Source organism: Mucilaginibacter sp. P19, assembly GCF_050632265.1.
In the GTDB taxonomy this organism is placed as follows: Bacteria; Bacteroidota; Bacteroidia; order Sphingobacteriales; family Sphingobacteriaceae; genus Mucilaginibacter; species Mucilaginibacter gossypii.
The window spans coordinates 2,698,747-2,718,064 of the sequence record NZ_CP192586.1; the positions used below are offsets into that span (position 1 = coordinate 2,698,747).

The following is a 19,318-nucleotide window of genomic DNA, read 5'->3' on the forward strand; positions in this document are numbered from 1 at the left end:
TATGTACGTATTATCTATAATTACATCAAAATGGAAAACAGTATTAGCTGTTATTATAATCAATTTGCTTACAGTATCCTTGAGTTATGCAGATCCGGGAGATGGCCTTTGCGATGGTAATGATGGCGGACCTGATGGTTGCCCGCTTGATACCTGGGTATGGATATTAATTTTAGTTGCGTTATTTTTTACCGTGCGGCATTTAAGGTTGAATAACCAATCCAAAGCTTCATCATAACTTCGGTTTAAATGATTTTTATTTACTGATAAAGTATATTTATCAGTAAATAAATTCACTCCAGGGTTAATGTTGAAGTTTTAAGCTCAATGGGTTAGGATAATTGTCGCTTTGGTCTTCAGCCACATTGTCAAGACATTTAAAATCTTTTTCAATAAGCAGGTACATTTGGTTGTTGTTGCTTTCGTAACCAACACGATCGGTGCTCGCCCATTCAACGGCCATCGCGGCTGGCATATACATAATTATGGTGTTATCGCTGAACCCGGCAGTTAAAAATTCAGTTGCAGAGCGTTGCAATGCATATTTAAATACTTGTGAACCAAAATTGGTGCTTTCTTCCAGATAGCCGTCCCTGTTAAAGTTTTGCACGTCTGTTTTGGTGAGGCGATAACGCAGTGAGTTTCCTTTTATCCTGATCTTCATTTCCTTAATTTTTTACGTTAACAACATCACCTATAATAATAATAGCGGGGTAAGTAAGCTGATTATCTGCCGCGATAGCTTCAAGGTCGCTTACTTTTCCTTTTGCAGATTTTTGTTGGGGCAATGAAGCATGCTGTATAATAGCTGCCGGTATATCCCCTTTGCCAGCTTTTATATAGGCTGATGCTATTTCTGCCAGCTTTTTCATCCCCATATATATAACAACTGTTGCGTTACTGTGCATGGCGCAGGTTAAATCGGCAGATAGGCTGCCGTCTTTTTTGGTGCCGGTAACCATCCAAACGCTTTCGCTCACTTGTCGGTGGGTTAGGGGAATGTCTTCCAGCCCGGAGGCCTGCATGCTGGTTACACCCGGTATGTAATGTGTGGTGATACCATGTGCACGTGCATAAATGATTTCTTCAAACCCGCGGCCAAATATAAACGGATCGCCTCCCTTTAACCTTACCACGTTACCTTTAGTAAATGCGTAGTGTTTTATCAGTTCATGAATTGTTTCCTGCGGTGTATAATCACCATAAGGTTGCTTGCCAACGTATACCTTTTCACAATCATCCCGGCTTATCGCCAGTAACTCTTTGTTAGCCAGGTTGTCATATAATATCACATTTGCCTGCTGTAATACCTTAAATCCCTTGATAGTCATCAAATCTGGGTCTCCTGGACCTGCTCCAAGTACAAAAAGTTCAGGATTTTGTATTTGTTTTTGCATTTTATTAAATTAGTGATTAAAAAATAGACTTTTAAGCCTTTATATTTTGGTGATTTTGTTAAAATAGCAAAATCAGTTTAAAAAATCTGTTTAAATAATGATGTAAATTATATTAATAGCACTAATTTATGAATTTAAACGTCAATAATCATGATTTATTTAACAAAAAATTGAAATTAAATTTTTATTTGATGCTTTTTTGAGTTATAATTGTAATATAAATGAAATCAAGGTCGCAGTTGATTCATTTTTAGTTTGAAAATTGCTTTAACATTTAAAAATTTCGATATGTCAAAACCAACCATCATTGTTGTTGGTAACGGTATGGTAGGTTATAAGTTTTGCGAAAAACTTTTAGCCAGATCAACACAGTTCCAAATAATTGTTTTTGGCGAAGAGCCGCGTCACGCTTATGACAGGGTGCATCTTAGTGAATATTTTAACGGCAAGACTGCTGATGATCTTTCGTTATCCACTTTATCGTGGTATTCAGATAATGGCATCGCGCTGCATTTGGATGACCCCATCCAGGAAATCAATCGCACCGAAAAAACAATCCACTCTTTAAAAGGCATTACACTTAAATATGATTACCTGGTTTTAGCAACCGGCTCATCGGCTTTTGTACCTGATATTCCGGGTATTGAAAAGGAAGGTGTGTTCGTGTATCGCACCATTGAAGACCTGGAGTTGATCAAGGCCTGCGCTGTTAATGCAAAATCAGGGGCTGTAATGGGTGGCGGCTTGCTGGGGCTGGAAGCTGCTAAGGCTTTAATAGATCTTGGCATTTCTGAAACGCATGTCATCGAATTTGCACCGCGCCTGATGCCGCGTCAGATAGACTCTGCAGGGAGTAATATGTTGCAAATGAAATTGAGCCAGCTGGGGTTGCATATCCACCTTAATAAAAGCACTGCTGCTATTACCGGCGATAAAAAAATCCACTCATTAAAATTTAATGATGATAGCCAGCTTGCTGTAGATATGCTGGTTATTTCGGCCGGTATTCGCCCGCGCGATGAGCTGGCTAAATTGGCGGGTTTGCATGTAGGTACACGTGGCGGTATTGTGGTGAACGAAAAAATGCAAACCAGTGATGAATGTATTTATGCTATTGGTGAATGTGCTTTATACGAAGGTATGATATATGGCCTCGTTGCACCCGGCTATGAGATGGCTGATATTGTAGCAGCTCATTTAACTGAGGCTGATAAGAGTTTTTATGGCTATGATATGAGCACCAAACTAAAGTTGATTGGTGTTGATGTGGCCAGTTTTGGTGATGCCTTTATTACTGAACCTGATTGCCGTACCATTTTGTTTGAGGACACGCATAAGGGGATTTATAAGCGCATTAACATTACAAACGATGGCAAGAACCTTTTAGGTGGTATTTTAATCGGCGATGCAGATGCTTATAATATGCTGCTGCAAACCGTTAATAATAAAATAGTACTGCCGCCGGATCCTGAAGATCTGATATTAGGATCAAGGGGAGGTGAAGCTAATGCAGGGGCAGGTGTAATGAGTTTGCCTGATGATGCGCTGATCTGCTCATGCGAGGCGGTTACCAAAGGTGCAATCTGTTCGGCTGTAAATGAGGGTGGTGTGACTGGTATTGATGGCATGAAAAAATGCACCAAGGCGGGTACAGGCTGCGGCGGTTGCGTACCATTGGTAAAAGATTTGATTGCCGGCACCATGAAGGCAAATGGTCAGTATATTAAAAATGTTATTTGTGAGCATTTTGATTACTCGCGCCAGGAATTGTTTGACCTTGTTAAAATAAACGGGCTGAAAAACTACGATCTGGTACTTGATCATTATGGCAAGGGCGATGGCTGTGAGGTTTGCAAGCCGGTTGTTGCCAGTATTTTATCCAGCTTATGGAATGATGTTATTGTAAAGCAGGAAGCAATACAGGATAGCAATGATCGTTTTTTAGCCAATATTCAAAAGGGGGTACTTATTCTGTTGTGCCGCGTATTCCGGGTGGTGAAATTACGCCTGATAAATTGATCGTGATTGGCCAGGTTGCTAAAAGATACGGGTTGTATACTAAAATAACCGGAGGGCAACGCATTGATATGTTTGGTGCGCACCTGAGCGATCTTCCTTTAATTTGGGAAGAGCTTATTGATGCCGGTTTTGAAAGTGGGCATGCTTACGGCAAGGCACTCCGTACTGTAAAAAGCTGTGTAGGCAGTACCTGGTGCAGGTTTGGCCTGCATGATAGTGTGACTTTCGCCATCGAGGTGGAGGATAGATATAAGGGGATCCGCGCGCCGCATAAAATTAAAGGTGGTGTAAGCGGTTGTGTTAGGGAGTGTGCCGAAGCGCAATCAAAAGATTTTGGAATTATAGCCACGGAGAAAGGTTGGAATTTATATGTGTGTGGCAATGGTGGCTCAAAGCCTCAGCACGCCCAGTTGTTGGCTACAGATATTGATAAGGAGACTGTAGTTAAATATCTCGACAGGTTCCTGATGTTTTATATAAAAACAGCCGATCAGTTAACCCGGACAGCAACCTGGCTTAATAAACTCGACGGTGGCATGAGCTATCTTAAAAATGTAATAGTAAATGACAGTCTTGGATTGGGCGAGCAGTTGGAAGAGGAAATGCAGGCATTGGTAAATACTTACCATTGCGAGTGGAAAGAAGCTATAAATAACCCTTCAATGCGCAAGCGCTTCGCTCATTTTATAAATGCGCCTGATGAAAAAGATCCTCATGCTCAATTTGAGCCAATGCGTGAACAGGTTCGCGCTAAGGAATGGTAGGTTTTATTAGGAAATCCCGAGTTTTTAGTTCAAAGTTAGATTGATCATTATTAAAAAGAAAACACAATGGAAGCAACAATAGCAACCCAATGGATCATGGCCTGTTATGTTGATGATGTGCCCGAAAATGGCGGATCATGTATTAAGCACGGTGATGAACAGATAGCAATATTTAATTTTACACGTCGCAATGAATGGTATGCTACGCAAAATCTTTGTCCGCATAAGCAGCAAATGGCAATATCGCGTGGCATGATCGGCAGTGCCGGCGAAAGCTGCGAGCCAAAAGTAGCTTGTCCTTTTCATAAAAAAACATTTTCGCTGCTTACAGGTGAGTGTCTGGGTGAAGAGGAATTGGTGATAAAAACTTATCCGGTAAAAATAGCCGATGGAAAAGTTTTTGTCGGAGTTGATTAAATGTTAGTGTATTTAGGCGGAAAATAGAACGAAATTTACATTAAGCGCCGTTGCCGAAAGGGGTAATGGCGCTTTTTTTGTGTTTTTGTTTAAAATTTTGGTGTATTTAATACACCAAGGCATTGGTTAATAAAGTCATGTTCGTTTTTGCTGTCTTATTTTGAATTTATTTTTCGAATTTTTAGAGTTTAAAGCAAATTTAAATGGCGTTATATCGATGTATGTGATTTTTTATAGTGATTTTATTTTGTTTAAATGGTTTTAATTTTGTTTTTGCGATGGTTTATTGATTTTTTATCTATTAATAAATTGTTAAAAATGCATTTCATCTGTTTTTGATCGTTTGTAATTTGAGTTTTTATCAAAAAATATAGTTTTTAATGATTTTAATCATAAAAATTCATTTTAAAAATCAATTATTTGTACGCAATCATTAAATAAGTTATATTTATCATAATTAAACAGATAAATAAATCAAAAAAGATTGAGCCTATGGTAAAAATCAAAAATTCATAAAAAAGCCCTGCCGGGAGGTCGCATTCCCAGACAGGGTTAAATAGTTTTTAATCGCTTTAACAAATAAAAAACCAATTCAAATGTACAAAAATGTATCTAATCAATACACTATTGGAAAAATTCTATTAATTATATCATGTTTCGTTTCTTATAATGCTTCTGCGCAGCTGTCTTTGACAGGGCAGATCAAAACAAGGGGCGAATTACGTGATGGTTATGGAACTTTAGAACCGGTAGGTAACAAAAACGCGGCCTTTGTGTCACAACGAACGCGGCTCACCTTTAATTACAAAAGCAGCAAGCTTATTTTTCAAACATCCGTACAGGATGTAAGGCTTTGGGGCCAGGATGCCTCAACTATTACTATCAACGATGGCAGCCGGCTAAGCCTTCACGAAGCCTGGGCCGAGCTGATCCTCTCCAACAAAAAAGACACTTCCTTTAAAAAATCACCTGTCGATTATTTCGCCATAAAAGCTGGTCGCCAGGAAATTAGCTATGACGATGAACGCTTGCTTGGTGCTACCGACTGGATTCAGCAGGCCCGCAGGCACGACGCCATCGTATTAAAACTTCTTCAATCAGGCTGGCAGGTTGATCTCGGCGCAGCATTCAATCAGAGTTCTGATGCTATTAATTATAACGGTACCTATTATACACCGGCCAATGTGCCCGCTACGGTAAAGGATAGCAAAGGTAATTTGGCTAATACCCCTGCCGGGCTTATCCCGCTGGTTAATGCATCGGGCGTTAGTGCCAAAAATGGCAATCTTTCATTTTTAAATCCTCCCGGTACTAATGGGCAAAACCAAAACTATAAAGCACTTGAATACCTCTACTTTGCTAAAAAATTTAATAAAACAAAGGTAACCGGCCTTTTCCTTGCCGATCAATTTGCCAAATACAAGCTCGATTCGGTAAAAAACGTATCAGGCGAAGATGTTGGTTATATATATGGCCGCCGGTTTAATCAACCAGGAGTTAATACCCGTTATACAACCGGGCTGCTTGTTAATCCCGTTTTCGGTAGCAAAGATGAATGGGCTGCTACAGCTGGATTTTATTACCAGGGAGGTCATGATCGCGACGGTGCTGAATTAAGTGCTTACACTTATACCGGGTCTTTATCATACAAAAGCAGTAACATGGCTTACACAGCCGGATGGGATTACCTGTCAGGAAATGATGCGCTGTCCTCTTCAAAAACCAATCACAGGTTTGACCCATTGTATGGTACCCCGCATAAGTTCTGGGGCTATATGGACTATTTTTATGCAGGCACCGGATCCCCAACCGGCGGCTTGAGCAACCCTTACGTTAAAATCAAATATCTTTCAGATAATAAGCGTTTTAGCGTTGATTTGGCTAATCATTACTTTCTGTTGGCTAAAGATCAGAAAGGAACAAACGGGCAACCTATCGACAAATATTTGGGTACTGAATTTGACCTCACCAACAGCTATAAACTTAACAAATTCACCGCTGTTGATCTGGGCTTATCCTACATGGCAGCAACTCACAGCATGGAGTATGCTAAAGGTTTAACGCCGGATAGCAGCAAACTGCACCCGTTTTGGGCGTACCTGCAGCTTAATATCAAACCTGAGTTTTTAAATAAGTAATGTAGGCTAAAAGCTTAAGGCTAAAAGCCGAAAGCGAGAAATGTTAAAAAATCAAAGTACAAACAAACAGCTTTTAGCCTTAGGCTTTGAGCTTTAAGCTTAAAAAATGGAAAAACAACTTACCAAACTCAACATATTTTCATTGAAGGGTGTACAAATGCGCACCTTTCACATTACCTGGCTCATGTTTTTTGTTTGCTTTTTTGGCTGGTTCGGACTGGCGCCATTAATGCCAACCATCCGTGCCGAATTACATTTGAGTAAAGGACAAGTGGGTAACACCATCATTGCATCTGTAGCTGCAACAATTATTGCCCGCCTTATTATAGGTAAACTTTGTGATACCTGGGGGCCGCGCAAAACAGCCGTTAGGTTATTAATAATAGGGTCCTTACCTGTATTTCTTGTGGGTCTGGCGCATGATTACACATCTTTCTTATTGTTTCGGTTGGCAATCGGTGTAATAGGTTCATCGTTTGTAATTACCCAGTTCCACACTTCTATGATGTTTGCGCCTAATATAAAAGGTACAGCCAACGCGGTAACCGGTGGTTGGGGTAACCTTGGCGGTGGTGTAACCAATATGGTGATGCCTTTAATATTTGCTGCTATAGTAGGGGCTGGTTTTACCAAGGCCGAAGCCTGGCGGTATGCCATGATAGTTCCGGGTGTAATGATGCTGATAATAGCATTCGTATACTGGAAATTTACCAAAGACACGCCTAACGGTAACTATGATGAAGTAGGTTATGCCAAAACCAACCCATCAAAAACCGATTGGTCGATATTGGCCGACTGGCGTGTTTGGGCACTTACACTGGCTTATGCTATGTGTTTTGGTATGGAGATCACTTTTGATAATGTAGCTTCTCTGCATTTTGTAGATACTTTTCATTTGTCGCAAAGTTCGGCCGGTTTTTGGGCAGGTATTTTTGGCTTCATGAACATTTTTGCCCGTGCATTAGGCGGCATTGTATCTGACAAAGTTGGTGGCAAATTCGGAATGCGGGGCAAGGGCTTATTGCTTGCCGGCGTACTGCTGCTGGAAGGCATTGGTCTTGTTCTGTTTGCAAATTCGGGCAACCTTACAATGGCTATTATTTCCATGCTCTCGTTTGCACTGTTCCTCAAAATGTCAAATGGTGCTACTTATGGTATAGTTCCGTTTATCAATAGTAAAAATGTTGGGATGGTAAGCGGTATAGTAGGTGCAGGCGGTAACCTTGGGGGATGTTGTTTGGGTTTCTTTTCAAGTCCGAACATATCACTTATATACAGGCATTTACTTACATCGGTATAACTGTTATGGTGATTTCCGTGATTGTGCTGATCACCCGTTTTCAAAAACAGGCTGAAGCTCAAACAGCAGATGAACCTGCTTTGGCTTTATAAGCTTAAAGCAAAAGGCCGAAAGCGAAAAGCAGAAGGCTGAATAAATAGAAAAGAAATCATATGAAAGCTTTAGGCTTTAAGCCTTAAGCTTTCGGCTTAAAGAAAAGCTTTTAGCTTAAAAGAAATGTTGAACAAACGCCCTCAAAATACATTTAAAAGTACTTGCTGCTACTGCGGAGTAGGATGCGGCGTGGTAATTAATAAAGAAAAAAATGGCAGTATAACGCTTGAGGGTGATAAGGACTATCCTGTAAATAAAGGCATGTTGTGCAGTAAAGGGCTTAACCTGCATTACACAGCTAATGATAAAACCGACAGGCTGCTGTACCCTCAAATGCGTTATAACAAAAGCATGCCCCTGCAAAGGGTAAGCTGGGACGACGCATTGGAGCGCACAGCAGCCATTTTTAAAACGTTCATTGATAAATACGGGCCGGATTCGGTTGCATTTTATGCCTCAGGCCAGTGCCTTACTGAAGAATATTATGTTGTCAATAAGTTAATTAAAGGTTTTATTGGCAGTAATAATATAGATACTAATTCGCGTTTGTGTATGAGCAGCGCGGTTGCCGCGTATAAAATTGCTTTAGGCGAGGATACTGTACCTGTTTGTTATGACGATATTGAACTGGCCGATTGCTTTTATGTTACCGGAGCTAACCCAGCCTGGTGCCATCCTATTTTATGGCGAAGGGTTGAAGCGCATAAAGCCGCAAATCCCGATGTGAAAATCATTGTTGTTGACCCCCGGGTTACGGATACCTGCAGCAATGCCGATCTGCACCTGCAGTTAAACCCGGGTACCGATATCACCCTTAACCACGCTATTGGCAGGGTATTGATAGAGAATGGGGATATCGATATTGATTTTGTAAACAATCATGCTGATGGTTTTGAGCAGTACAGCAAATTGGTATTTGAACGTACCCTTGCTGAATCATCTGCAATTTGCGGTGTAACTGAAAACGACATCCGGCTTGCTGCCAGTTATATAGGCGATGCAAAAGGTTTTATAACGATGTGGACAATGGGGCTAAATCAAAGCGCTGTTGGGGTAAATAAAAATTTAAGCCTCCTGAATCTTAATTTGATAACGGGCCATATTGGTAAGCCGGGATCTGGCCCATTATCGCTAACGGGGCAACCAAATGCTATGGGCGGGCGCGAAGTGGGAGGGCTTGCTAATCTTTTACCGGCGCATCGTATTTTAACTAACCCGGCAGACAGGGCGGAGGTGCAGAAGTTTTGGGGAGGTATAGAGATAGCCGCAAAACCTGGTCTTACCGCAACGGAGATGTTTGAGGCATTAAATGATGGCCGCCTTAAAGCCATCTGGATCATGTGTACCAACCCCTTAACCAGCTTGCCAAACGTACGCCTTGCCGAAGAGGCTTTGAAAAAAGCAAAGTTTGTAGTGGTTCAGGAGATTAGTAATAAGCCCGAAACATTGGCTTATGCCGATGTGATCCTCCCCGCAGCAGCCTGGGCCGAAAAGGAGGGTACTATGACCAATTCTGAAAGGCGGATCAGTTATTTGAGTAAAGTACTTGACCCCCAGGCGAGGCTATGCCGGATAGCGAGATCATTTGCCGTTTTGCTCAAAAAATGGGGTATAAAGGCTTCGACTTCAAAAATGCCGCAGAAATTTATACCGAGCATGCTAAACTAACAGGGAAAACCAATATTGATATCAGCGGGCTCACGCACGAAACCATCATACAACAACGATCAATACAATGGCCTTATAAAAAACGTAATGCGATACCAGGGACACCTCGCTTGTTTACCGACAAGCAATTTTATACCGAAACACGTAACGCTAAGATAAGCGCGGTACCGGATGCGCATACCAGCGAGGTTCCTGACGGCGACTATCCTTTTATTCTCACTACCGGCCGTATCCGCGATCAATGGCATACCATGAGCAAAACCGGTAAGGTGAATAAGCTTAATCAGCATATTAAAGAGTCATTTATCGAAATCAATCCTGTTGATGCTGAAGCTTTGGAGATCAGGGAAGGCGATGTTACTATTATCACATCCCGGAGGGGTGAAGTGCGGGTAAAAGCCCGGATTACCGAACAGATAAAACAGGGTGTTGTTTTTGTGCCGATGCATTGGGGCAAGATACTAAACAATGATCTCCACCGCATTAACAATGTTACTAATGACGCACTTGATCCGATATCAAAAGAGCCGGATTTTAAGTATTGCGCAGTAAAGATTCAAAAGTATAAAAAGCCTTTTCAAAGAATTGTGGTTGTTGGCGCCGGTGCCGGTGCGCACGGCTTCGTGCGGTCATACCGGGAGTTGAACAAAGATGATGAGATCATCATTTTTAGCAAAGAAGATCATCCTTTTTACAACCGCGTTATGCTGCCAGATTATATCAGCGGCGAGCAACGCTGGGAGCAACTGGTAAAAATGACGGATGAGGAAGAACCCGAACTTAAAATAAGGTTATTACGTGGCGTAAGTGTCGAGAAAATAGACCGTGTTAACAAATATGTGCTGGATAGCCGGGGTGTAAAAACTTATTACGATGTATTGCTGCTGGCTACCGGCAGCCGGGCGGCAATTCCTAAAAACGTTCCATCGTTGACAGGGATCTTCAGTATGCGTAGCCGCAATGATGCTGATAACTTTAAAAAGCATGTTCCCAAAAATGGTCACGTAGTAATAGTCGGAGGTGGTTTATTGGGATTGGAGATGGCGGCTTCCTTGCGTGAAATAGGGATTACTATCACCATTATTCAACGTACATCAAGATTTTTAAACCGCCAGTTGGATGAGTTGGGCAGCAGGCTCTTGCACGAAGAAATGGTTGATCAAGGTTGCGACATTTTCTATGATGATGAAGTGCAGTTGTTTTATGGGCGTAGTAAGCTTACCGGCATCGGCTTAAAAAGCGGACGGAAAATAGATTGCGATGCCATGATTCTTGCCATTGGTACTACGCCAAATCTTGAAATAGCAAAAGATTGCGGCCTTGAAATTAAGCGCGGCGTAATTGTAAACGAACGTTTGCTTACCAGCGATCCGAGCATATACGCCATTGGCGAAATAGCAGAGTTTAACGGCACATTATATGGTATAACCGCTGCTGCGGAACAACAAGCTGCTGTAGTTGCAGGCTATATGAACGGCGACATAGCCAGTTATTACAAGGGCAGCCTGTTTATGAATATCATCAAAATTCATGGCTTTGATTTGTGCAGTATCGGTTTATCTGATTGCCCGAATGAAAAAGACTATGAAGAAATAGTGTTTATAGATAAGGCAAAGCGTTATTATAAAAAATGCATTATTCACCAGGACAGGTTGGTGGGCACCATTTTAATTGGAGATAAAGGCGAGTTTCAGGAATTCAGAGAGCTGATAGCAAACAAAACCGAGCTTAGCGATAAGCGCCTTAAACTGCTTCGCAGCGGTAAAACAGCCGAGCCTGTTTTAGGCAAACTGGTTTGTAGTTGTAATAATGTGGGTGCCGATAATATACGTAATAAAGTAGCCGGCGGCTGCACGCAACTGGCCGATGTTTGCAGCCAAACCGGAGCCGGAACTGGCTGCGGATCATGTAGGCCCGAAGTAAAACGCCTCTTGGAAGAAGTACTTGAGCAACAATTATTAAAAGCTTAAACCAATGGATAATAAGCAACTAATTAAGATAAATTTGCCCGGCGGTGTAGCCTCTGCCGGTGATTTTTACGAGATGCTCATCATCGCGCAAAATGCTGGTGCTAAAAAGGTCCGTTTTGGCAACCGGCAGCAATTGTATTTTGAAATTGAAGAAGCACAGTTGGAGGATCTGGAATTTGATATGCTTAGTGCCGGTATTGACCATGAAGTTAACCAGGATACTTATCCCAACATCACCAGTTCGTACATAGCTGATGGTATTTTTAACCAGGAGAACTGGCTCAAAGAAGGTGTTTATAAAGACATTTTCGACCTGTTTGATTATCAGCCCGAACTGAAAATAAACCTGGTTGACAGCAATCAAACTTTTGCTTCGTTTTTTACAGGTAACCTTAATTTTATTTCTTCGCCGGTAAGTAATTACTGGTACTTGTATATCAGGTTTCCTAAAACTAACATCTTGTATTGCTGGCCTGTTTTGGTTTATTCGGATGATATTCCCGCCATTGGCAAAGCAATACAACAGGTTATATTTGCCAACAAAAAGCTGTTTTACGATCAGGTTGAAATCAATCCCGATAAGCTTTATCAATTAGTTACTGCCGGTTACCAATTTGTAATCCAGGAAATTGATCAACCGCTTATTATTCCCGAATTTCAACTACCCTATTATGAAGGTTTTAACAAACAGGGTAATAAATACTGGCTGGGTATTTACAGGCGCCACGAGCTTTTTGATATTGAGTTTTTGAAAGAAATCTGCAACCTGTGTATGCAAACCAGGGTTGGACAATTGTATTTTAGCCCGTGGAAATCCTTACTCATTAAAAATATCGAGGCAAAGCACAGGCCGTTATGGGGTAACCTGTTTAATAAATACCGGGTAAACATCAGGCATGCTTCAAATGAGCTTAACTGGCAGGTTGAAGACCTTTGCAATCCCTGCCTCGAGCTTAAGCAGCAATTGGTAAGCGAATTTGAAGAGGCAGATTTGCGAACATATGGACTTAGCTTTGCCATAAAGCGGTCGCCTAAATCGGGGATTTATGGCTCAATTATGATCCGCGAGCGGATGCCCGATGAATTTGAAATTGTGCATACCCGCGATTTTAACCACAATACCCGCGAATTTGTGATTTACAAACAAGGTGTTGCCAAAGCAGATTTAAGCAGGCACCTGACAGCGCTTTGCGATATGTTTTATGAACAACAAATCAATAACCTATCACCATTGCCGGTAAGCAAAACCAATACTGAAATTAAATCACCCAATCAAAAAACGGTTCATCAATGTAAAAGCTGTTTCACTATTTATGACGAGTTGTATGGAGATATCTTTAATAATATAGAACCCGGAATGCCTTTTGAAAATTTAAGCGACTATGAATGCCCAACCTGCGGCGCCGAAAAGGAGAACTTTGCAGAACTGATGTATCAAGCCGATTAATCGTTTTTAAATAAATTAATTAAAAAAATCAGCCTGTTTGCTTATTGTAAACAGGCTGATTTTTTTAATAATATACCTTCGGTAATTTATTTTGCCGGAGTAATGATAATGTTTCTGTAATCGATAGGTCCGTGATCCCCCTGAATCAGCAGCGGCCCTGGTTCGCCTTCTTTACTGTCGATAGCCCCGCCGGTAATGCCCGGAATCTCCTGCTGGCATATCACCATGGTGCCATTGGCTACGATGGTAACTAAACGCCCTACCAGTGTAATATCATATGATTGCCATTCCCCGGCATTTTTTGCCATCATTTTATTAGGCGGCAGGAAACCGTAAATAGCGCTAAACTGGTTATTGATAGGTTCAGGCTCACCGGTTTTAGTGTCGATAACCTGTACCTCATAGCGCCCTCTCAGGTAAACGCCGCTGTTGCTGCCTTTTTGATAGCGAAATTCGATGTGTAATTTAAAATCGCTGAATTTTTGATCGGTAATAAGGTTTGCGCCGGAGTGCTTGCTTCTCAATATGCCCGATTCTACTACCCATTGGTTTTTGCCGTCAGTATGCCAGCCTTTGGTGTCTTTACCGTTGAACAGTTTAACAGGTTTGCCCCAAACAGGTGCCTTTGCCCTTGTCATTGATGGAGCTCTGACACCTGTAAAATGATAAGTAACCCCATCTGAATATACCATTGTTCCGGTTAATTCTTCGCCCTTAACCTCAAATTCAAAATCCATGTTCCGGTTTCCCTCTTCCCATTGCAGCGGGATAGAAAAGCTGTATTTGCCGTCATGTGGTTTTACTTCTGATATTGGTCGCGCACTTCCGAAAGCATAGGTAAAACGGCCAACCAGGGTATGTGTGCCTGATTTTTGAACTTCCAGCCAGGACGGAAGGCTTTTGCCACCTTTATCAATAGTTATATCCCATCGGCCGATAACGGCAGGATCCTTTGCCTGTTGAGCTTTGGCTCCCGAAATTATTAAAAGCAGCAATCCCGCGATAAGCTGTATGCGGATGAATCTGCTATTTGAGTTCTTTTTAATAGTAGTTTGGTTTCTCATAATTTTTAAATCTACAAACTATCATTCAATATTTTATTACACGGTTATTTTTTTGCAACAACCATGCAGCGATCATTTTCTTAAAGTTTAGTTAACATTAGTAATGTAGGTTTGTGATATCAAATGATAGAAATTGCCGATACTATTTTTGCTTTCACGAATCAGAGAGGACGATCATTCGGCTTTTGATCTGCTGTTTGAGCGTCACCTTTAACAGCATTAAACATAGTAAGGTTTGGGGCTGGATTACCCGCAACAACTACTGCCGACCAGGCATCATTGCGCGCTAAGCGAGTGGTACCTTGCCAAAACAGCGCTTTATGGACACCTTTTACACTCAACAAACGATTGGCAAAGATTAAGAAACCAACTATCCTGAAAAGGTGGTTGGTTTCATGTTTGTGAGATTATGGATTATTCTTTATCCATTTTTTCAAGCAATGCCAGGATCCTGTCAAGCTTGTCTACTTCAATGGCGTTTAAGCGCAGTTGTAATTCTTCAATTTCTTTTTTGCTTCCACATTGGTTCGGAAATCCTCATTGGCCTGGGCGCGGTCACGTTCATTTTGGCGGTTCTGTGCCATCATGATAATCGGGGCTGCGTATGCCGCCTGGGTTGAAAACAACAAGTTTAATAAAATGTATGGGTAGGGGTCCCAATGACCAATAAAGGCCACTACGTTTAGCGCCATCCACAACGCAACAATTAAGGTTTGAATGATGATGAACCGCCATGAACCCATGCCGGCCGCTACAGAGTCGGCCAATCGCTGCCCAAAGTTCATAGAATCGATATGCCTTTGATACCAGTTTTTTTATTGTTTGCCATTTTTTAGGAATTAAGCTTTGGGTAATAAATATATAAATTTAATTGCTGTGGCTGCTTATTGGGCTGAAGTCCTTAGGGTATGAGCAAGAAATTCATTTTGATTCGAATACTGCGTTAATCAAATATTTCTACCCATAGCCTTCAAATCTCTGTAACTTTAAGATACATGTCACTATGTTATATAGCTTTGAACATACCTCAACACCCCAATACTGGCTCAGCCGCTTTGTGATTCTTCGCCTGCTGGGTGCGGTTTACGCGGTGGCGTTCCTTGTGGCTATAACCCAGGTGCTGCCATTAATCGGCTCAAATGGCTTATTACCGGTTGATCATTATTTGCATCAGGTAAGTATAGCACTGGGTTCAAAAGGAGCAGGGTTTATGCGGCTGCCTTCAGTGTTTTGGTTTTGGCATTCAGATCAGGCATTACTGCTTGTTTCATGGACAGGTTTAATTTTATCCCTGATTGTTGTGGCCGGTTATGCCAACGCGTTTTTAATGGGGGTATTGTGGGTATTGTATCTATCATTGGTACATGTTGGGCAGGACTGGTATGGTTATGGCTGGGAAATCCAACTTACAGAAACGGGCTTTCTTGCTATATTTTTATGCCCTTTGCTGGATATGCGGCCTTTTCCCAAACGTCCGCCGCCTTTGCTGGTTATCATCCTGTTTCGCTGGCTCATCTTCCGGATCATGTTTGGTGCTGGAATGATCAAATATCGTGGCGATGCTGTGTGGCGCAATGGAACTGCATTGTATTATTATTTTGAAACCCAGCCAATACCGGGACCGTTTAGCCGCTGGTTTCACTTTCTGCCACATTCGTTATTGCGGCTTGGTGTTTGGTTCAATTGGCTGGCCGAACTATTGGCACCCTGGTTTGTTTTTGGCCCGCGGATATTCAGACACATCGCTGGTAGTGTTATTATTTTGTTTCAATTTGCAATCATCCTGAGCGGGAACCTTTCTTTTTTGAATTGGCTTACCATTGTGCCTGCGCTGGCTTGCCTTGATGATGGTTTTTGGGCTAAGCTTTTGCCGGGTGTACTTGTACGCAAAGCTGCGAAGGCCGAAGAGCAAGCTGAAGTTTCGCAGCCTATGCAGTACACCGCACTGATAGTAACTTGTATAGTAGGATTGCTAAGCTTCCAACCCGCGTTTAACCTCCTGTCGCCCAAACAAATTATGAATACCTCATTTGATCCACTGGAGCTTGTAAATACCTATGGTGCATTCGGCAGCGTGGGACAGGAACGTTTTAATGTAGTTTTTGAAGGAACAAGAGACCTCAATCCCGATAGTGCAAACTGGAAAGTTTATCCTTATAAAGGCTTGCCGGTAGCACCTGACCAGTCTCCCCGGCAGGTGGCGCCGTACCAATTAAGACTGGACTGGCAGATGTGGTTTGCCGCAATGTCCACAGCCGATCAGTACCCCTGGACATATCATCTGGCCTGGAAACTATTGCATAATGACCCGGGGGTAGTTGGTTTATTTGCCAGAAATCCCTTCCCGGGAAAACCACCGCGTTATATTCGTGCTGTTATTTACCGTTACCGTTTTTCCCGTCCCACGCCTGGTAGCGGCCCTTACTGGGAACGGGAAAAGTTAGGATTATGGTTACCCGTGCTTTCCGTGCAAAACCCGCAATTTGTTGCTTATCTGAAAGGTCAGGGCTGGCTATAAACTACGGTTAATCAGGCTCAATTTCAATTGAAATCAACCACCTGCGTCAATAACTGTTTTTAAATTTTATTTTCGCGAAAATATTTTCTTAATGAAAGAGCAATTGTCTGGTTTACTTACCGCCCTAAAAGAGGGTACGGTTACATTTAATGACGTCATTGAATTTATTAATAATTATTACGAGCATCAGCCAACTGCATTTAAAAATGGCAATATTTATAACGAAGCAGCACAGAACCAGGGCAGCGCCAGGGTTTTTGCTTTTGCTCAACTCAATAATCTAAGTGAGCCTGATACGCTTTATTTATTTGCGGAGCACTATAGGACCGTCCTTGCAAATCCAGATGGTACAGATCATCAGAATATCCGTCAGTTTAAGGCCTATGGCTGGCCGGGAATCAGGTTTGAAGGAGATGCACTTGTATTGAAGTCAGGACAGGTCTGAAGCGGACCTTAAGATTCCGTTATCGACATATTTAGCAATAATTTACGATATATCATTTAAGTATTGGTTGACCGGTACAGAGCGTATTATTAATTGTATTCTAAACAATCATTTATTCACTTACTTATTGATTATTTGAATAATAGATTGTTACTTTATGATTCCAATTATAATATTGCCTTGTTCAACAATTTGGGCTCATCCGATACAGGTGACGAAATATCAAATTCGCTGCACCAGCGTCTGTCATCGGGCGATGAGCTTGCTTTTAAGTTATTCTTCCAAAAAAACCAACCCCGGCTTTTCGCCTATATTTATAAAGTTGTCAAGTCTCGCGAAATTGCAGAAGAATTGGTGCTTGATATTTTTGTAAAGATCTGGTCGGCTAAAGAGATCTTAAGTGAAGTAGAAAATGTTGATGCTTTTCTTCACCGGATGGCTGTAAATAAATCACTCGACTTTTTACGTACGGCCGCCCGTGAAAAAAATACAGCAGCTCCTTAACCAACACATGCAGTATGAGCAGGCAACGGCAGCCTCAAATCACGATTTTAAAGAATATAACCAGCATGTGATTCATTGTTTGCAAATGCTTACTCAGCAGCAACAATTGATACTCAATTTAAGCCGGGAAGAAGGGCTTACGCATGAGCAAATTGCTGATAAGCTAAACCTGTCAAAAAACACCGTAAAAAATCACATTGTTACAGCTTTAAAAAAAATGCGCGAGTTTATAAAGCACGGTCAACTATCCATCTTGCTTACAATCTCGCTTTTTTTATTTTTTTCAGATCTGATTAGTCCTCTCTTCTCATTTTATCGTCATGTATATGAATTGGTTTTAACCAGCCAAGTGCAGCATGTCAACAGCCTCGGTTTTTCGCATAAAATACTTATTTCAAAAATACCTGGACAACTCGTGTACTACAGAAGAGTTTAACGAACTTTTTGAACTGATGGCCAAAGAGGAGAATCTGTCAGAAATTGAAGGTTTATTGGAGAAACTATGGGCCGACACTGAAATGAAACCTGATGCTGACGCAGAAGTCGTTCATCAGGAAGTTTTATACAATAAGTTGCTTGAGATTGTAAAAAAGGAAAAAAACGTTTACTCATTTCAAAAAAGAAGCTCCAAAACAATTATCCGTTCGGTTGCCGCTACCGTTGCATTGTTAATATGCGCAGGCCTGTACTTTTTACACACAAGGCCTAAACCAATGCCCATGCAGGCCCGGATAACACCATCAAACCCCGTCCGCCATGTGCACGAGATCAGGCTGGCCGACGGAAGCGTAGTGACATTAAATAAGAACAGTCATTTAGATTACCCGGCAAAATTCAACGGGAAAACCCGCGAAGTATATTTAACCGGCGAAGCCTATTTCGATGTAAGGCATGATCCGCTTCACCCTTTCCTTGTGCATACAGGGCAAATTACAACCCGCGTGTTAGGTACGGCATTTAATATTAAATCGGAAGGCAGTTTGATCCAGGTAACGGTAACCCGTGGAAAAGTTAAAGTATCCACCCCTAAAAAAACTTTAGGCATTGTATTGCCCAATCATCAGATAAGTTATAACGAAATCAATAATCAATCTTCCATAGATATATTGAATGCCAAAACAACGGTACTTTGGAAAGAGACCGATTTGGTGATGGATCATATGACATTGAAAGAAGCCGTGGCCATTTTAACAGAAAGATATGGTGTAAAAGTTATTCTTGATAATGAAAAGATAGGGAGCTGCCGTTTTAGCGCCACCTTCTTAAATACTACGGGGTTGGAACAGGTTGTCAAAGTATTATCGCACCTGAATAATTTGAGCTATAAATGGAGTAAGGAGGGTGATGTTACACTATCTGGTTCCGGCTGTGAATAATAACCAATTTTTTACCTCTTAAATAAAAAACCTATGAAACATTGATACTTTAAACCTTCCAGATAAAAAAAGCCCCGTTGCTTACGACTTCTCACATCATTCGGCGACAGGGCAAGTACTTAACCAATTATTATTAACCGATTAAAACCAATGCAAGTTATGAAAAAAACTCTTGCGTTTAAGCAATGGTGCACATTA

At 41.5% G+C, this 19,318-nt stretch carries 18 protein-coding genes; 14 read left to right on the forward strand and 4 right to left on the reverse strand.

Annotated elements, in window-relative coordinates:
* The first annotated feature begins 1 nt into the window (after nucleotide 1).
* The gene (locus ACQ86K_RS13040; RefSeq protein WP_091170812.1) at nucleotides 2–238 is read left to right on the forward strand and encodes a hypothetical protein; all 237 of its coding nucleotides are present in this window, start codon (nucleotides 2–4) and stop codon (nucleotides 236–238) included.
* A 66-nt stretch (nucleotides 239–304) separates the two neighbouring features.
* Here the strand turns inward: ACQ86K_RS13040 and ACQ86K_RS13045 are convergent, their stop codons facing one another.
* A complete protein-coding gene (locus tag ACQ86K_RS13045; protein ID WP_091170817.1) occupies nucleotides 305–664 on the reverse strand; it encodes a DUF7009 family protein in 360 nt (119 codons plus the stop codon).
* Between the two features lie 4 nt (nucleotides 665–668).
* Nucleotides 669–1,397 (reverse strand): uroporphyrinogen-III C-methyltransferase, encoded by a 729-nt coding sequence (gene cobA, locus ACQ86K_RS13050; RefSeq protein WP_091170819.1) that lies wholly within the window; start codon nucleotides 1,395–1,397, stop codon nucleotides 669–671.
* A 288-nt stretch (nucleotides 1,398–1,685) separates the two neighbouring features.
* Here cobA and nirB point away from each other — a divergent pair, with 288 nt between their 5' ends.
* The 8 genes from nirB to ACQ86K_RS13090 all read left to right on the forward strand — a co-directional run bounded on the left by nirB (nucleotide 1,686) and on the right by ACQ86K_RS13090 (nucleotide 13,213).
* Complete coding sequence (gene nirB / locus ACQ86K_RS13055; protein ID WP_431200502.1) at nucleotides 1,686–3,416, forward strand: nitrite reductase large subunit NirB; 1,731 nt, start codon at nucleotides 1,686–1,688, stop codon at nucleotides 3,414–3,416.
* On the forward strand, nucleotides 3,374–4,180 hold the full coding sequence (locus ACQ86K_RS13060; RefSeq protein WP_431200503.1) for a hypothetical protein: 807 nt from the start codon (nucleotides 3,374–3,376) through the stop codon (nucleotides 4,178–4,180). Before nirB ends, ACQ86K_RS13060 begins: the two co-directional genes overlap by 43 nt.
* A 66-nt stretch (nucleotides 4,181–4,246) precedes the next feature.
* A complete protein-coding gene (gene nirD, locus ACQ86K_RS13065; RefSeq protein ID WP_090525796.1) occupies nucleotides 4,247–4,597 on the forward strand; it encodes a nitrite reductase small subunit NirD in 351 nt (116 codons plus the stop codon).
* Between the two features lie 689 nt (nucleotides 4,598–5,286).
* Nucleotides 5,287–6,735, forward strand: a complete 1,449-nt coding sequence (locus ACQ86K_RS13070; protein WP_431200504.1) for an alginate export family protein — start codon at nucleotides 5,287–5,289, stop codon at nucleotides 6,733–6,735.
* 106 nt (nucleotides 6,736–6,841) lie between these two features.
* On the forward strand, nucleotides 6,842–8,035 hold the full coding sequence (locus ACQ86K_RS13075) for an MFS transporter (RefSeq protein WP_431200505.1): 1,194 nt from the start codon (nucleotides 6,842–6,844) through the stop codon (nucleotides 8,033–8,035).
* A gap of 216 nt (nucleotides 8,036–8,251) precedes the next feature.
* Nucleotides 8,252–9,796, forward strand: a complete 1,545-nt coding sequence (locus tag ACQ86K_RS13080; RefSeq protein WP_431200506.1) for a molybdopterin-dependent oxidoreductase — start codon at nucleotides 8,252–8,254, stop codon at nucleotides 9,794–9,796.
* Complete coding sequence (locus tag ACQ86K_RS13085) at nucleotides 9,694–11,766, forward strand: FAD-dependent oxidoreductase (RefSeq protein ID WP_431200507.1); 2,073 nt, start codon at nucleotides 9,694–9,696, stop codon at nucleotides 11,764–11,766. The genes ACQ86K_RS13080 and ACQ86K_RS13085 overlap by 103 nt, the downstream gene beginning before the upstream one ends.
* Nucleotides 11,767–11,770: 4 nt before the next feature.
* Entirely contained in the window at nucleotides 11,771–13,213 is a 1,443-nt protein-coding gene (locus tag ACQ86K_RS13090) for a rubredoxin (RefSeq protein WP_256337480.1), read from the forward strand.
* An 86-nt stretch (nucleotides 13,214–13,299) separates the two neighbouring features.
* Here ACQ86K_RS13090 and ACQ86K_RS13095 read toward each other — a convergent pair whose 3' ends face one another.
* Both ACQ86K_RS13095 and ACQ86K_RS13100 read right to left on the reverse strand, forming a co-directional pair.
* Nucleotides 13,300–14,277: a 3-keto-disaccharide hydrolase gene (locus tag ACQ86K_RS13095; RefSeq protein ID WP_091170833.1), complete on the reverse strand. Its 978-nt coding sequence runs from the start codon at nucleotides 14,275–14,277 to the stop codon at nucleotides 13,300–13,302.
* Between the two features lie 479 nt (nucleotides 14,278–14,756).
* Entirely contained in the window at nucleotides 14,757–15,062 is a 306-nt protein-coding gene (locus tag ACQ86K_RS13100) for a DUF1003 domain-containing protein (RefSeq protein WP_431200508.1), read from the reverse strand.
* A gap of 218 nt (nucleotides 15,063–15,280) precedes the next feature.
* Between ACQ86K_RS13100 and ACQ86K_RS13105 the strand changes: the two genes are divergently transcribed.
* The 5 genes from ACQ86K_RS13105 to ACQ86K_RS13125 all read left to right on the forward strand — a co-directional run bounded on the left by ACQ86K_RS13105 (nucleotide 15,281) and on the right by ACQ86K_RS13125 (nucleotide 19,120).
* Nucleotides 15,281–16,795: a lipase maturation factor family protein gene (locus tag ACQ86K_RS13105; RefSeq protein ID WP_091170843.1), complete on the forward strand. Its 1,515-nt coding sequence runs from the start codon at nucleotides 15,281–15,283 to the stop codon at nucleotides 16,793–16,795.
* Nucleotides 16,796–16,886: 91 nt separating this feature from the next.
* Nucleotides 16,887–17,240, forward strand: a complete 354-nt coding sequence (locus tag ACQ86K_RS13110) for a HopJ type III effector protein (RefSeq protein ID WP_091170845.1) — start codon at nucleotides 16,887–16,889, stop codon at nucleotides 17,238–17,240.
* A gap of 135 nt (nucleotides 17,241–17,375) precedes the next feature.
* On the forward strand, nucleotides 17,376–17,744 hold the full coding sequence (locus tag ACQ86K_RS13115) for an RNA polymerase sigma factor (protein ID WP_431200509.1): 369 nt from the start codon (nucleotides 17,376–17,378) through the stop codon (nucleotides 17,742–17,744).
* A complete protein-coding gene (locus tag ACQ86K_RS13120) occupies nucleotides 17,719–18,180 on the forward strand; it encodes a sigma factor-like helix-turn-helix DNA-binding protein (RefSeq protein ID WP_431200510.1) in 462 nt (153 codons plus the stop codon). Before ACQ86K_RS13115 ends, ACQ86K_RS13120 begins: the two co-directional genes overlap by 26 nt.
* Nucleotides 18,101–19,120, forward strand: coding sequence for a FecR family protein (locus ACQ86K_RS13125; protein WP_091170854.1), 1,020 nt, complete (start codon nucleotides 18,101–18,103; stop codon nucleotides 19,118–19,120). The genes ACQ86K_RS13120 and ACQ86K_RS13125 overlap by 80 nt, the downstream gene beginning before the upstream one ends.
* The last annotated feature ends 198 nt before the right edge of the window (nucleotides 19,121–19,318 follow it).

Coding starts and splice junctions, on each gene's coding strand:
- ACQ86K_RS13095 (WP_091170833.1), bottom strand. CDS start 14,277: ATGAGAAACCAAACTACTATTAAAAAGAACTCAAATAGCAGATTCATC.
- ACQ86K_RS13100 (WP_431200508.1), bottom strand. CDS start 15,062: ATGAACTTTGGGCAGCGATTGGCCGACTCTGTAGCGGCCGGCATGGGT.
- ACQ86K_RS13105 (WP_091170843.1), top strand. CDS start 15,281: ATGTTATATAGCTTTGAACATACCTCAACACCCCAATACTGGCTCAGC.
- ACQ86K_RS13080 (WP_431200506.1), top strand. CDS start 8,252: ATGTTGAACAAACGCCCTCAAAATACATTTAAAAGTACTTGCTGCTAC.
- ACQ86K_RS13045 (WP_091170817.1), bottom strand. CDS start 664: ATGAAGATCAGGATAAAAGGAAACTCACTGCGTTATCGCCTCACCAAA.
- ACQ86K_RS13125 (WP_091170854.1), top strand. CDS start 18,101: ATGTCAACAGCCTCGGTTTTTCGCATAAAATACTTATTTCAAAAATAC.
- ACQ86K_RS13110 (WP_091170845.1), top strand. CDS start 16,887: ATGAAAGAGCAATTGTCTGGTTTACTTACCGCCCTAAAAGAGGGTACG.
- ACQ86K_RS13085 (WP_431200507.1), top strand. CDS start 9,694: ATGCCGGATAGCGAGATCATTTGCCGTTTTGCTCAAAAAATGGGGTAT.
- ACQ86K_RS13075 (WP_431200505.1), top strand. CDS start 6,842: ATGGAAAAACAACTTACCAAACTCAACATATTTTCATTGAAGGGTGTA.
- cobA (WP_091170819.1), bottom strand. CDS start 1,397: ATGCAAAAACAAATACAAAATCCTGAACTTTTTGTACTTGGAGCAGGT.
- nirB (WP_431200502.1), top strand. CDS start 1,686: ATGTCAAAACCAACCATCATTGTTGTTGGTAACGGTATGGTAGGTTAT.
- ACQ86K_RS13090 (WP_256337480.1), top strand. CDS start 11,771: ATGGATAATAAGCAACTAATTAAGATAAATTTGCCCGGCGGTGTAGCC.
- ACQ86K_RS13040 (WP_091170812.1), top strand. CDS start 2: ATGTACGTATTATCTATAATTACATCAAAATGGAAAACAGTATTAGCT.
- nirD (WP_090525796.1), top strand. CDS start 4,247: ATGGAAGCAACAATAGCAACCCAATGGATCATGGCCTGTTATGTTGAT.